This window comes from Alphaproteobacteria bacterium, from assembly GCA_019635875.1.
Taxonomy (GTDB): domain Bacteria; phylum Pseudomonadota; class Alphaproteobacteria; order Reyranellales; family Reyranellaceae; genus JAFAZJ01.
Genome location: JAHBYP010000014.1, coordinates 72,967 through 85,692 on the forward strand (window position 1 = coordinate 72,967; position 12,726 = coordinate 85,692).

Genomic DNA, 12,726 nt, shown 5'->3' on the forward strand with positions numbered 1-12,726 from the left:
GGCGCGCCGGTCCATCTCCGGCGACACCGATTCCCTTGTGCGCGTTTCGCTGCTGGGATGCAACGAGAGCCTTTTGTCGTCGGTCGATTCTCGACCGCGATCTCGCCTCAATCGCGTGGCTGGCTGGTCGAAGGGGAGGTCTCCATGACCATGTCGTCGCTCTCGCGCCGCCTGCTGCTCGCTGGCGGCGCCGTGCTGCCGTTGGCCCGCACCGCGTCTGCCCAGGAAAGCTTCCCGCCGACCGAGCGTGGCGCGCGCGCCGTGGCGGCGCAGTTCCTCGCCGCATCGGGCGTCGATCCGCGCGCGGCGATGCAGCGGTTGCGGCCGACCCGGGCCGACTATCGCGCCGTCTACAAGGAGCCGGTGGCCGGCGACCTCGAGGCCGCGAACGACCGCCTGTGGGAGAAGGGCGAGACTTTGCGCGTCAGCGCCCAGCGCACGGAGATCCTGATGCTCGTCGTCCTGACCGACGACCTGATCGACGGCAAGCCGGCGCTGTCGGAGTTTCCCGGCGGCTACAAGCGCGTGCTGCCCTCCCTCAAGCGCGGCATTCCGATCGCGCGCTTCAAGTACGTCGAGCCGGGCAAGACCATGGGCCTCGCCGTCGATGGCCTGGTCCACGTCAACGGCCGCTGGGTGTTGATGCCCAAGCCGTGGACGGTGGTGAAGCAGTAGGGCTGCTCAGCGCGGCCGGGCCAGCCAGGTGATGCTGAGGTCGCTTTTCGGCCGGGCACGGCAGGCGAGTGTCTGTCCCGCCTTGATCTGCTCGGGCCGCAGCGCGGCGTCGCCGCGAGGCAGCAGCGTGACCTTGCCCGAGTCGAGCTTGCTGATGCAGGTCGCGCAATTGCCGCTGGCGCAGGCATAGGGATAGTCGATGCCGGCGGCGATCGCCGCCTCGAGCACGGTGCGGTTGCCGGTGCAGTCGATGGTCTGCCCGGTGTTGCCGATGGTGACGCGATAGGACTTCACGGGGCCACCTTTCACGCCGCCGGCGCGTGGCGGCGCGAGGCCGTCGTGCGCACCGAGCCGAATTGCGGATGGTACCAGGCGACAGACGGGAAGCGCGCCAGCGCGTAGCCGTATAGCGCCAGCCCGATCGCCGGCTCCCTGCCCAGCACCATGGTGCTGTGGATGTCGTGATCCGCCATCGCCATGCCGTGGCCCGGTTCGACCGTCACCTCGCCGACCTTCACAACGGTGGCGCGGCCCGGCGTGGCACCGTCGTCCGTGCGGCGGAAGAATTCGTGACGCTCGCGACCGGCAATCGCCGCGTTGACGCACCATATGCCGTGGTCATGCGGCGCCGCCTCCTTGCCCGGCAGGCTGATCGTCAGGTAGAGGCCCAGCCCATCGTCGTCCTCGACCAGCAGCGGATGCGTGCGACCTTGCGCGTGCGGCATGGCGAAGTCGGCAAGCGGGAACAGCTCGGCCCGCTTGGCCAGTGCCACAAGCTTGAGCTTGATGGCGTGCAGCGCCGATGGATGGATGCCCTCCTTGTCGGCGATGGCGTGGACGTCGGCCAGCAGCCTGGCGCAGGCGCGATCGCGCTTCTCGGCGATGATCATGGGTGCTCCCGATCGGTCAGCGCGAGCGTAGGGGGCTATCAATGCCGGCGTCCAGCGCCGAAAGGCCCGGCCGCCTTGCCACCAGGCTGACCCAATCCCGGCGCCTGTACGAATCCTGAATCTTGCGGGACATGATCCTCCAGCGCTGGCAGTACGAGCAGCCGCCTTCGTACTGCTTCCACCCGCGCTTGGGCAGTCGCAGCGCGTTGCGCCGGATCGAGCTGCTGTCGCGCTCGTCGGCAATGCGCACGAACGTCGTCATGGCGACGGCGGCGATCGCCTCAATGAATCTCCGGCTCCGGCACCTTCGGGCCGGCGTCGGCGCGCAGGAAGTCGAAGTCGCAGCCCTTGTCGGCCTGCTGGACGTGCTTGGCGAAGATCCAGCCATAACCGCGGCCATAGACCACCGGCTTCTCCTTCCAGCCGGCGCGGCGCAGCGCCAGCTCCTCGTCGCTGACCTTCATGTTGAGCGTACGGGCGGCGACGTCGAGCTCGATGATGTCGCCGGTGCGCACCAGCGCCAGCGGGCCGCCGACCTGGCTTTCGGGCGAGACGTGCAGCACGCAGGCGCCGTAGCTGGTGCCGCTCATGCGCCCGTCGCTGATGCGCACCATGTCGCGCACGCCCTCCTTCAGGAGCTTCTGCGGGATCGGCAGCATGCCCCATTCCGGCATGCCCGGGCCGCCCAGCGGACCGGACTGCTTGAGCACCAGCACGGTGTCGGCGGTGACGTCGAGGTCGGGATCGTCGATGCGTGCGGCCATGTCGTTGTAGTCCTCGAACACGAGCGCCGGTCCGGAATGCTTGTGCAGGCGCGGCTCGGCCGCCGACGGCTTGATCACCGCGCCATCCGGGGCGAGGTTGCCCTTGACCACGGCCAGCGCACCGTCGGCCTTCAGCGCCTTGTCGATGTCGAGGATCACGTCAGGGATCAGCGTCTCGGCGCCGGCGATGTCCTCGCCCAGCGTCTTGCCTGACACGGTGCGGGCGTCGAGGTTCAGCATCGGCCTGAGCTTCTCGAGGAAGGCGCGCAGGCCGCCGGCGTAGAAGAAGTCCTCCATCAGGTACTGGCCCGAGGGGCGGATGTTGGCGATCAGCGGCGTGCTGCGCGCGATCTCGTCGAAGCGGTCCAGGGTGAGCGGAATGCCGGCGCGGCCGGCGAGCGCCACGAGATGGATGATGCCGTTGGTCGAGCCGCCCATCGCCATCAGGGCGCGGATGGCGTTGTCGAACGATTTGGCGCTCAGGATTTCGGAGGGCTTCAGATCCTCCCACACCATGTCGACGATGCGCCGCCCCACTAGGCTCGCCATGCGGGCGTGATTGGAATCGGCGGCGGGAATCGACGAGGCGCCGGGCAGGGTGAAGCCGAGCGTCTCGGCCATCGACATCATGGTGGCGGCGGTGCCCATCACCATGCAGGTGCCGAAGCTGCGGGCTATGCCGTCTTCCATCTCGTCCCAGTCGGCGTCCTTGATGCCGCCGGATTTCAGCTCCATCCAGTACTTCCAGACGTCGCTGCCCGATCCCAGCGGCTTGCCGCGCCAGTTGCCGCGCAGCATCGGGCCGGCCGGCACGACGATGGCCGGCAGGTCCATGCTGATGGCGCCCATCAGCAGGCCGGGAATGTTCTTGTCGCAGCCGCCCAGCAGCACCGCGCCGTCGATCGGGTTGGACCGCAAGAGCTCCTCGGTCTCCATCGACAGCAGGTTGCGGTACATCATCGTCGTCGGCTTCATCAGCACCTCGCCCAGCGAGATCGCCGGCATCTCGATGGGATAGCCGCCGGCCTGCCAGACGCCGCGCTTCACCTCCTCGGCCCGCTGGCGCAGGTGGAAGTGGCAGGAATTGGCCTCCGACCAGGTGTTGATGATGCCGATCACCGGCTTGCCGGCCCAATCCTCGCGCGCGTAGCCCATCTGCTTGGTGCGCGAGCGGTGGCCGAAGGAACGCAGGTCGTCGGCGCCATACCAGCGATGGCTGCGCAGCTGCTCGGGCGTCTTGCGGCGGGTGGTCATCGGCGTTTCCATGGGCTTCGTTGAACGTGGCTGCCCCATGGTAGGACACTGACATGCGCATCGTCTGCCGCGAACTGACGCCGAAGCTATGGCTCGACCTCGAGCGGCTGTTCGGCCCGCGCGGCGCGGTCGGCGGCTGCTGGTGCATGTTCTGGCGCCAGAAGAAGGGCGAGAAATGGGATGCGGTGAAGGGCGAGGAGAACCGCCAGCGTTTCGAGGGCCTGGTCTGCGGCGGTCACGCGCATGGCGCGCTGGCCTATGTCGAAGGCGAGCCGGTGGGCTGGGTGTCGTTCGACAGGCGGCCCGACTTCGACAAGCTCGATCGCGCGCCGAGCTTCAGCTGTGCCGACGCGGCCGAGGTCTGGTCGATCCCGTGCTTCTTCATCAAGGCCGGATTCCGCGGCAAGGGCGTGGCCTCGGCTCTGCTGGGCTTCGCCGTCGAACGCCTGAAGAAGCGCGGCGCCACGATCATCGAGGGCTACCCGGTGAAGCCGGCGAAGGACGGCGCCCCGTCACCTGCCGCCTTCGCCTGGACCGGCACGCGCCGGCTGTTCGCGGCGCACGGATTCAGGATCGTCGGCAACCGCGGCGGCGGCAAGCAGCGCGTGCGGCTTGCGCTTCGCTGAAGCGGACGCGCAAAGCCAGAGGCATTGTCATCCCGAGCGCAGCGAGGGATCCAGGCCAACTCTGGATCCCCCTGCGCTCGGGATGACAGGCCTGTTCGATCTGCTCGGTTCACTTCTGCAGGATGTCGACGATCTCGCGCAGCTGGGTGCGCGCGCGCATGACGTAGAAGCCCTGCGAGGCGAGGTGGCTGGGCAGCATCGTCGAGTCAGGCCGGCCGTTGATCACGACCGGCGGCTGCAGATAGGCCGCGGTGCGGAAGGAATCGAGCATCTGTGCCCAGGCAGTAGTCAGCTGTCGGTCGGCAATCACCTGCTTGAAATCCTCGCCGATCTCGCGCAGCAGGATGAAGGTGCCGTAGAGCCGGCCCTTCACCGAATAGAATATGTTGTCGCACTGCATGTCGAACAGGTCACCGCCGCGCTGCATGATGTGCTGGTCGAGGCGCGCCGACTCCGAGCCCAGATCGTTGGCGAACCGCTCGAGGATGAACTGCAGGTTGTCGGCGCGCCGGTCGTAGATCGCCTGACCGGCGCCCAGCCGCTTGTTGTAGGCGATCAGCGCGCGATAGCCGGCGCGGTATTGCTGCGCCGAGGTCGCCGATGGCCAGATCGAGATGCTGGGATCCCACACCCAACGGTCGCCGCGGAACTGGAACATGCCGGCGGCGTCCTGCAGGTCGCGGTCGATCTGGCTGGATCCGCGGGTGCGGCCGAGCTGATCCTTCAACTCGACGGTAAAGCGCGCCACAGACGCCATGATGCCCATCTGGAAGTTGGGCATGTTGTCGAGCGGCCAGGCCGGCAGGAAGAACGGGTCGCTCGCCACCCAGCGATGCTGATCGACCTCGCGCGTCACCAGGGCGGCGGCGGCCGCCACGGCGTGGCTCTCCCCGGGCCCGACGCTCTGCGGCCGGAACTCGACATTGTCGTCGATGGTGTGCACCACCAGCATGCCGATCGTGTAGTAGAGCAGTGGCACGATCGGGATCAGCAGCCACCAGCTCCAGCGCCGCCGCGGCATCGCGCCGGCGATGCCGGCGCCGCCCAGTCGCGGCCGCCAGGCCAGCAGGCGGCGCCAGTATGGTCTCGGGGCGACGGCCGCCGCGGGGCGGGGTTCCGGATCGAACGACATGGGCGCGGGCTGTCTCGCAATCCCTCTGGGGAGAGCCGGGAGGCGACGCCACTGTAGCACGCCGGCCATGATCATATGGAGACGCTTTGCCGTTGCGCCAGTGCCGCGTTGCTCGTCATCATTCGCGCGACCTGGTCCAACCGACGAAGAGGATTGCGCGATGGCGCTCGACCCGACCATCCGTCTGCTGCTCGACGCGGCGATCGCCGCCGGCCGGCCGCAGCTGCACACGCTCTCGCCGGTCGACGCGCGCCAGATGATGCGCGACACGCGCGCGCCCATTCAGGGACCGATCCTCGACAGCGTGGCCGAGCAGGACCGCACGATCCCCGGCCCGGCCGGTCAGATCCCCGTGCGCATCTACCGGCCGAAATCGGCGGCGGCCGACGCGAAGCTGCCGGTGCTGGTGTTCTTCCACGGCGGCGGCTGGGTGATCGGCGACATCGAGACCCACCACACGGTCTGCCAGCGCTTCGCGCAGGACGGCAACCTGCTGGTCGTCTCGGTCGACTATCGCCTGGCGCCGGAGCATCGCTATCCCGCCGCGGTCGACGATTGCTGGGCGGCGACGCGATGGGTGGCGGCCAATGCCGCCTCGATCGGCGGCGACGCGGCCAGGCTCGCGGTCGGCGGCGACAGCGCCGGCGGCAATCTCGCGGCCATCGTCGCGATCATGGCGCGCGACGCCGGCGCGCCGAAGATCGGCCACCAGTGCCTGATCTATCCCGCGGTCGATGCGCTGGCCAATACCGGCTCGATGGCGCGCAACGCCGAGGGCTACCTGCTGACCACGGCGGCGATGAAGTACTTCTACGACCACTACGTGCCGGGCGCCGCCGACCGCGCCGACTGGCGCTGCTCGCCGCTGCGTGCGGCGAACCTCGCGGGCGTGGCGCCGGCGATGGTCATCACCGCCGGCTTCGATCCGCTGCGCGACGAAGGCGCCGCCTATGCGCGCCGTCTCGCCGCCGACGGCGTGACGGTGGAGTACGTCGAGTACGGCAGCCTGATCCACGGCTTCTTTGGCATGCCCGGCGTGCTGCCGCAGGCGCGCCGCGGCATCACCACGGCGGCGCAGGCCGTGCGCGAAGCGCTGGGCGGCTGACATGGCGCTCGATCCCGAGGTCAGGCGCCTGCTCGACATCGCCGCGGCGCTCAATCCGCCGGCCTGGGAAAGCGTCGGCGCGGCCGCGGCGCGCGAGATGTTCCTCAAGTCGCGCGGCGCCTCGGGCGGCAGGCGGCCCGACGGTGTGGTTTCGAGCGACCGCACCATCCCCGGGCCGGCCGGGCCGATTCCGGTGCGCGTCTATCGCCCGGCGGCCGCGCCGGCCGACAAGGCGTTGCCGGCGCTGATCTACGTGCATGGCGGCGGCTGGGTGATCGGCGATCTCGAGAGCCACGACGTGACGGCGTCGCGGCTTTGCGTCTTCGCCGGCGTCGCGGTGATGTCGGTCGACTACCGGCTGGCGCCGGAGCATCCGTTCCCCGCCGGCTTCGACGACGTGGTCGCCGCGCTGCGCTGGCTGGCGGCGAACGGCGCGGCGGTCGGCATCGACGGCGCGCGCCTGGCGATCGGCGGCGACAGCGCCGGGGCCAACATCGCCGCCGCGGTGGCGATCCTGGCGCGCGACGAGGGCATCGCCGCGCTGCGCTTCCAACTGCTGTCCTATCCGGTGACCGACGCGGTGACGACCACCGAGTCCTACCAGCTCTTCGCCACCGGCTACGGGCTGACCTGCGCCAACATGCAGTGGTTCATCGAATGCTACCTGCCCAACGAGGCGGACCGCGCGGACTGGCGCGCCGCGCCGCTGCACGCGCCGACCCTGCAGGGCGTCTGCCCGGCCTTCGTCATGACCTGCGGCTACGATCCGCTGCGCGACGAGGGCCGCGCCTATGTCCGCCGCCTGAACGACGCCGGGGTGCGCGTCGACCACCTCGAACTCGGCGGCATGAATCACGGCTTCCTCGGCAGCTACGCGCTCCTGCACACCGCGCGGCGCGCCATCGCCACTGCGGCGCTCGCGCTGCGCGAGGCGCTGATCGAGCGCGCCGCCTGAGCGGCTCGCGCCCCGCCCTGCCCGTGCCGATGGCGGTGCCGGCGCTGGTCATCGCGCTGGCGCAGATGGGCGATTCGCTCATTTACGCCGTGCTGCCGCTTTACGCCGACGCCTTCGGCGTCTCGCTGTTCGTCGTCGGCATCCTGCTGTCGCTCAACCGCTGGGTCCGCCTGCTGGCGAATTCCATCGTCGCGCATTTCACCCAGCGCATTGGCGTGCGGCCGATGATGATCGCCGCCGCCACCACGGCGACGATCTCGACCCTGGCCTATGCCCTTGCCACGGATGAGGCGGTGCTGATGGCCGCGCGCATGCTGTGGGGCATCTCGTTCGCCGCGCTCAATCTCGCGGTGCTGGCCTACGCCGTTTCCGATCGCGCCCATGCCGGCAGGCGGGTCGCGGTCAATCGCACCACGCTCGGCGCCTTCCAGGTGATCTCGTTGGCCGGCGGCGCCGCGCTGGTCGCATTCATCGGGCCGCGCGACGTGTTCCTGGTGATCGCCGGCTTCGGCCTTGCGGCGATGCTGTTGTCGCTGCGGCTGCCGGCGCTCGATATCGATGACGGCAGGGCGGCGGGGTTCACCCTGCCCAGACCGGGACGGCTCGATCTCTGGGGCTTCGCGCTTGGCCTGATCATCGACGGCATCTTCATCGTCACCCTGGCCCTGCTGATGAAGGATACGGCGCTGCCGGTGGCGCCGGTCGTCGCCACGGGGCTCCTTCTGGCGACGCGCTGGGGCATGGAGGTCCTGGCGGCGCCGATCGGCGGCGTGCTGGCCGATCGCTGCGGCACCCGCCCGCTGGCGATCGGCGGCGGCCTGGCCCTGATCGGCGGGCTGGTGCTGATCGCGCTGGGCCACGAGCTGGCCGGCAGCGCGCTGGTCGTCACGACGCGCGGGCTGTTCAACACGCTGGTGCCGGTCATGGTGGCGGAGCGCGCCCGGACCGGCTTGCTGGCCTCGCAGGCGACCTACTCGACCTGGCGCGATCTCGGCGCCGCGGTCGGTCCGGTGGTCGCCGGCGCGGTGTTCGCGGCGGTGCCGCAGGGGCCGCTCTACGGCGCCTGCGCCGCTCTGATGGCGCTCGGCCTGTGGTGGTGCGTCGGACGCACGGCTTAGCGGATCGTCGCCGCGTCGAGTCGGGCGAGCTTGTCGGGATTGCGCATGACGTAGATGCCGCTGACCTGCCCGGCCTCGTCGTAGGCGAAAGACACGGTCGCCTCGACCTGCTCGCCGTCGCGCACGATGAAGCCGCGTCCGCCGTTGATGTCGGCGGGCTCGAGCCGAAGCCGCGACCAGAACCGGCGCAGGACCAGATCGAATACGCCCATGACGTTGGCCTTGCCGCGCACCACGCGAGCCGCCGCGGCGACCTTGCCGCCGCCGTCGGCGCTGAAGGCGATGTCGTCGGACAGCATGCCGAGCAGTCTCGACGCATCGCCGCCTCGAAGGCGGCGAGCAGCTCCTCCTGGCGCGCGGGCGGCGTGGCATGCCGGACCTTCGCCTCGTCGAGATGGCCCCTGGCGCGCGACACCAGCTGGCGGCAGGCCGCCTGGTTCATGTCGAGCGCACGGGCGACGTCGGGATAGTCCATGTCGAAGATCTCGTGCAGCAGATAGGCGGCGCGCTCCTTGGGCGTCAGCCGCTCGAGCATCAGCAGGAAGGCCGTGGTCAGCGACGCGCCCAGGGCCTCGTCGGCGGGATCGGTGGTCAGCATGTGCATCGGCTCCGGCAGCCAGGTGCCGACATAGTCGACCCGCGTGCGGTGCGCCGCGCGCAACAGGTCGATGCAGCGCCGGGTGCAGGCCGTCATCAGCCAGGCCGCCGGATTGGCGATGGCGTCCTGATCGGCGCCGCGCCATTTCAGGAACGTGTCCTGCACCGCGTCCTCGGCGTCGGCGCGCGAGCCGAGGATGCGGTAGGCGAGCCCCAGCAGCCTGGGGCGCGCCTCCTCGAAGACGGCGATGTCCTCGCGGTCCGCCATGTCAGTGCCTCGATACCTGCATGCGGTTCCAGAAATTGATCAGGCCCACGTCGGCGGTCAGCACGCCGATCTGGTCCTCGGAGAAGTGCCGGCGCAGCTCGGCCCTGAGCGCCCCCAGGTCGGCACGCGGGTCGAGGCTGGTGAGCGCCTCGGTCCACGCCAGCGCCGCGCGCTCGCGCGGGCTGAAATCGTGCACGTGGCGCCACACCACGACGCGGTCGAGCCGGTCGTCGCTCTCGCCGTCCTCGCGCGCCTCCTTCAGGTGCATCTTCACGCAGAAGGCGCAGCCGTTGATCTGCGAGGCGCGCAGGTGCACGAGATGGCGGATCTTGGCCTCGAACGCGTGCGTGCCCACGACCTGGTGCACGCCCTGCATGGCCTTGAACACGTCGCCGATGTGGTTCTCGTAGGCGACAGCCCTGGTATCGCTCATCATGTCCTCCATCGACCGGCGCGAATGCCGGTCGTTCGGAGGGATGACGATCCGGCGGCCCGCGGTGTGACGCGGGCCGCCGGATTTTTCTACGGCCTGAGGAAGCCCACCGTGCGGTAGACCTCCCCCAGGATCGGCTCGGCGATGGCGCGGGCGCGCTCGCCGCCGTTGCGCAGCACCGAATCGACGTGGCCGGGATCCTTCATCAGCCGCTGCATTTCGCCGCCGATCGGCCCCAGCTTGCTGACCGCCAGCTCGGTCAGCGCGTTCTTGAAGGCACTGAACTGCTGGCCGGCGAAGCTGGCGACGATGTCGGCCTTCTCGGCGTCGGCCAGGGCGGCGTAGATGCCCAGCAGATTGTCGGCCTCGGGCCGCTTCTCGGCGTCGGCCTCGCTCTCGGGCATCGGCAGCGGGTCGGTCTTCGCCTTGCGGATCTTCTGGGCGATGGTGTCGGCGTCGTCGGTGAGGTTGATGCGGGAGTAGTCCGACGGGTCGGACTTGCTCATTTTCTTGGTGCCGTCGCGCAGGCTCATCACGCGCGTCGCCGGGCCCTGGATCAACGGCTCGGTCACCGGGAAGAAGTCCGCCACGCCATAGTCGTTGTTGAACTTGATGGCGATGTCGCGGGTGAGCTCGAGATGCTGCTTCTGGTCCTCGCCCACCGGCACGTGCGTGGCCTTGTAGGTGAGGATGTCGGCGGCCATCAGCGAGGGATAGGCGAACAGGCCCAGCGAGACGTTCTCGCGGTCCTTGCCGGCCTTCTCCTTGAACTGCGTCATGCGGCTCATCCAGCCCATGCGGGCAACGCAGTTGAACACCCAGGCGAGCTGGGCGTGCGCCGGCACCAGCGACTGGTTGAAGATGATGTGGGTCTTCGCATCGATGCCGGCGGCGAGGAACGCCGAGGCGATCTCGCGCGTCTGGTTGGTCAGCTCCTTCGGGTCCTGCCAGACCGTGATGGCGTGCTGGTCGACGACGCAGAAGATGCAGTCGTAGCTCGACTGGAAGCGCACGAAATTGCGGATCGCGCCGAGGTAGTTGCCGAGGTGCAGGTTGCCGGTGGGCTGCACGCCCGAGAAGATGCGGCCGGCCAGGCCACGGGCGTTGTAGGGCTTGAGATGCGGATTGGCGGTATTCGCCGCAACGGCGTCGGGCATGGATGTGGACTCCCGTATATCAGTGGGTGGGCCGCCGGGCGGCCCGCACCGCGCCGTGGAAGGCGTCGGCGGGCGGGGATATGACCCATGCGCCGGGACGAATCAAGCTCCCGGCCGGGAATCCGCTATAAGAGATGGGCCGAGGAGCTGTTCAATGGCCGAAGAAGAGCACCACCCCATCGAGTTCGACTTTCCCGACATCTCCCGCTGGCGCCGGTCGGCCAGCGGCACCGAGTACGTGCACGTGCTGGAGAGCGGCGCGCCGGGCCCGGTGGTGATGGTCAATGCGCTGACCCACGGCAACGAGGTGTCCGGCGCCATCGTCGTCGATCAGCTGCTCTCCGCCGGCCTCAGGCCCCGGCGCGGCAGCCTGATCCTGAGCTTCGCCAACGTTGCGGCCTATGAGAGCTTCAATGCCGAGGCGCCGTTCAAGTCACGCATGCTCGACGAGGACTTCAATCGCGTCTGGGGCCGCATCGACGCGCCGCCCAACGGCGAGGATGAAACCCGGGAGTTGATCCGGGCGCGCGCGCTGCTGCCCTTCGTGCAGCGCGCCGACCTGCTGCTCGACCTGCATTCCATGCACGACGATTGCGTGCCGCTGATGCTCTGCGGGCCGCTCGACAAGGGCGTCGAGCTCGCCCGGCAGGTCGGCGCGCCGATCGACGTGGTGCGCGATCGCGGTCACGCCGCGGGACGGCGCATGCGCGACTATGGCGGCTTCGGCGATCCTGGAAGCCCGAAGAACGCCCTGCTGATCGAGACCGGCCAGCACTGGCGCGCCTCGTCGGTGACGGTGGCGAAGGACGTGACCGCCCGCTTTCTGGCCGTGAGCGGCATCGTCGAAGCCGGCGACCTGCCCGCCGGATGGCGCCAGCCCGACCCGCCGGCGCAGCGCGTGGTGCAGGTGACGCAGGCCGTGGCGACCAGGCGCGGCGAATTCAGGTTCGTGCGCCGCATGTTCGGCCAGGAGGTGATCGCCAAGGCCGGCACCCTGCTGGGCCACGACGAGGGTGAGCCGGTGCACACGCCCTACGACGATTGCGTGCTGGTGATGCCGGCCAACCACAAGGTGCGACCGGGCGTGACCATCGTGCGGCTGGGCCGCATCGTGGGGTAGGAGGCGGCCGATGCCCCGCCTGTTCGTCGCGCTGCCGATTCCCGACGAGGTCGCCGATGCGCTGAGCGCGCTGCAGGGCGGCGTGCCCGACGCCAACTGGGTGCCGTCGGAGAACTTCCACATCACGCTGGCCTTCATCGGCGAGGTCGATGGCGGCATGGCCCGGGACATCGACGCAGCGCTGGCGACGATCGACGGGCCGGTGCTCGATGTCGAGCTGGCCGGCGTCGATCACTTCGTCGATGGCAGCCAGCCCAAGGCGCTCTACGCCGCCGTGGTGCAGCAGGAGCGACTGACGCGGTTGCGCGAGCGGGTGGTCAACGCGCTGCGCGGCGAGGGCGTGAAGCTCGACCGCCGCAGGTTCCGTCCGCACGTCACGCTCGCCCGTTTCAACCGCCGCGCCGAGATCGGCCACCACTTGGCGCAGTTCGTCGCCTCGCACAGCCTGTTCCGCGCCGGTCCGTTCGAGGTCGAGCATTTCCGACTCTATTCCAGCCTCATGCGATCGGAAGGCTCGCTCTACGAAGTCGAGGCGGAGTATCCGCTGGGCTATTGATCTTCGCTGTCATCCCGAGCGCAGCGAGGGATCCAGTTGCACCCTGGATCCCTTGCGCTCGGGATGACAGCGCGCA

The 12,726-nt window shown here is 69.4% G+C and carries 14 protein-coding genes and 1 pseudogene; 7 read left to right on the forward strand and 8 right to left on the reverse strand.

Annotation, left to right across the window (positions count from 1 at the left end):
* Nucleotides 1-144 precede the first annotated feature (144 nt).
* Nucleotides 145-675, forward strand: a complete 531-nt coding sequence (locus tag KF889_30050) for a hypothetical protein (GenBank protein MBX3503707.1) — start codon at nt 145-147, stop codon at nt 673-675.
* 6 nt (nt 676-681) lie between these two features.
* On the opposite strand, the gene KF889_30055 is transcribed toward KF889_30050, so the two are convergent.
* The 4 genes from KF889_30055 to KF889_30070 are packed head-to-tail and all read right to left on the reverse strand — an operon-like array spanning nt 682 to nt 3,583.
* On the reverse strand, nt 682-969 hold the full coding sequence (locus KF889_30055; GenBank protein ID MBX3503708.1) for a 2Fe-2S iron-sulfur cluster binding domain-containing protein: 288 nt from the start codon (nt 967-969) through the stop codon (nt 682-684).
* A gap of 11 nt (nt 970-980) precedes the next feature.
* The gene (locus KF889_30060; protein ID MBX3503709.1) at nt 981-1,565 is read right to left on the reverse strand and encodes a cysteine dioxygenase; all 585 of its coding nucleotides are present in this window, start codon (nt 1,563-1,565) and stop codon (nt 981-983) included.
* A gap of 16 nt (nt 1,566-1,581) precedes the next feature.
* On the reverse strand, nt 1,582-1,827 hold the full coding sequence (locus KF889_30065; protein MBX3503710.1) for a hypothetical protein: 246 nt from the start codon (nt 1,825-1,827) through the stop codon (nt 1,582-1,584).
* Between the two features lie 19 nt (nt 1,828-1,846).
* Nucleotides 1,847-3,583: a dihydroxy-acid dehydratase gene (locus KF889_30070; protein MBX3503711.1), complete on the reverse strand. Its 1,737-nt coding sequence runs from the start codon at nt 3,581-3,583 to the stop codon at nt 1,847-1,849.
* Between the two features lie 53 nt (nt 3,584-3,636).
* Here KF889_30070 and KF889_30075 point away from each other — a divergent pair, with 53 nt between their 5' ends.
* On the forward strand, nt 3,637-4,209 hold the full coding sequence (locus KF889_30075; GenBank protein MBX3503712.1) for a GNAT family N-acetyltransferase: 573 nt from the start codon (nt 3,637-3,639) through the stop codon (nt 4,207-4,209).
* Between the two features lie 109 nt (nt 4,210-4,318).
* Here the strand turns inward: KF889_30075 and KF889_30080 are convergent, their stop codons facing one another.
* Nucleotides 4,319-5,230 carry a DUF2333 family protein gene (locus KF889_30080; protein MBX3503713.1) on the reverse strand — a complete coding sequence of 304 codons (912 nt, stop codon included), beginning with the start codon at nt 5,228-5,230 and terminating at the stop codon, nt 4,319-4,321.
* A 271-nt stretch (nt 5,231-5,501) separates the two neighbouring features.
* Between KF889_30080 and KF889_30085 the strand changes: the two genes are divergently transcribed.
* The 3 genes from KF889_30085 to KF889_30095 are packed head-to-tail and all read left to right on the forward strand — an operon-like array spanning nt 5,502 to nt 8,519.
* Entirely contained in the window at nt 5,502-6,446 is a 945-nt protein-coding gene (locus KF889_30085) for an alpha/beta hydrolase (GenBank protein ID MBX3503714.1), read from the forward strand.
* Between the two features lies 1 nt (nt 6,447).
* Nucleotides 6,448-7,401, forward strand: coding sequence for an alpha/beta hydrolase (locus KF889_30090; GenBank protein ID MBX3503715.1), 954 nt, complete (start codon nt 6,448-6,450; stop codon nt 7,399-7,401).
* A 29-nt stretch (nt 7,402-7,430) separates the two neighbouring features.
* Nucleotides 7,431-8,519, forward strand: a complete 1,089-nt coding sequence (locus tag KF889_30095) for an MFS transporter (GenBank protein MBX3503716.1) — start codon at nt 7,431-7,433, stop codon at nt 8,517-8,519.
* Here the strand turns inward: KF889_30095 and sigJ are convergent.
* The 3 genes and pseudogenes from sigJ to trpS all read right to left on the reverse strand — a co-directional run bounded on the left by sigJ (nt 8,516) and on the right by trpS (nt 10,974).
* Nucleotides 8,516-9,384 (reverse strand): annotated as a pseudogene (gene sigJ / locus KF889_30100) (RNA polymerase sigma factor SigJ). The gene KF889_30095 and the pseudogene sigJ sit on opposite strands and share 4 nt — an antisense overlap.
* A gap of 1 nt (nt 9,385) precedes the next feature.
* Nucleotides 9,386-9,820 (reverse strand): carboxymuconolactone decarboxylase family protein, encoded by a 435-nt coding sequence (locus tag KF889_30105; GenBank protein ID MBX3503717.1) that lies wholly within the window; start codon nt 9,818-9,820, stop codon nt 9,386-9,388.
* Between the two features lie 86 nt (nt 9,821-9,906).
* Nucleotides 9,907-10,974 carry a tryptophan--tRNA ligase gene (gene trpS / locus KF889_30110; protein MBX3503718.1) on the reverse strand — a complete coding sequence of 356 codons (1,068 nt, stop codon included), beginning with the start codon at nt 10,972-10,974 and terminating at the stop codon, nt 9,907-9,909.
* Nucleotides 10,975-11,128: 154 nt separating this feature from the next.
* Here trpS and KF889_30115 point away from each other — a divergent pair, with 154 nt between their 5' ends.
* Together KF889_30115 and thpR are read left to right on the forward strand one after the other, a co-directional pair.
* On the forward strand, nt 11,129-12,094 hold the full coding sequence (locus KF889_30115) for a succinylglutamate desuccinylase/aspartoacylase family protein (GenBank protein ID MBX3503719.1): 966 nt from the start codon (nt 11,129-11,131) through the stop codon (nt 12,092-12,094).
* A gap of 10 nt (nt 12,095-12,104) precedes the next feature.
* The gene (thpR, locus tag KF889_30120; protein MBX3503720.1) at nt 12,105-12,650 is read left to right on the forward strand and encodes an RNA 2',3'-cyclic phosphodiesterase; all 546 of its coding nucleotides are present in this window, start codon (nt 12,105-12,107) and stop codon (nt 12,648-12,650) included.
* The last annotated feature ends 76 nt before the right edge of the window (nt 12,651-12,726 follow it).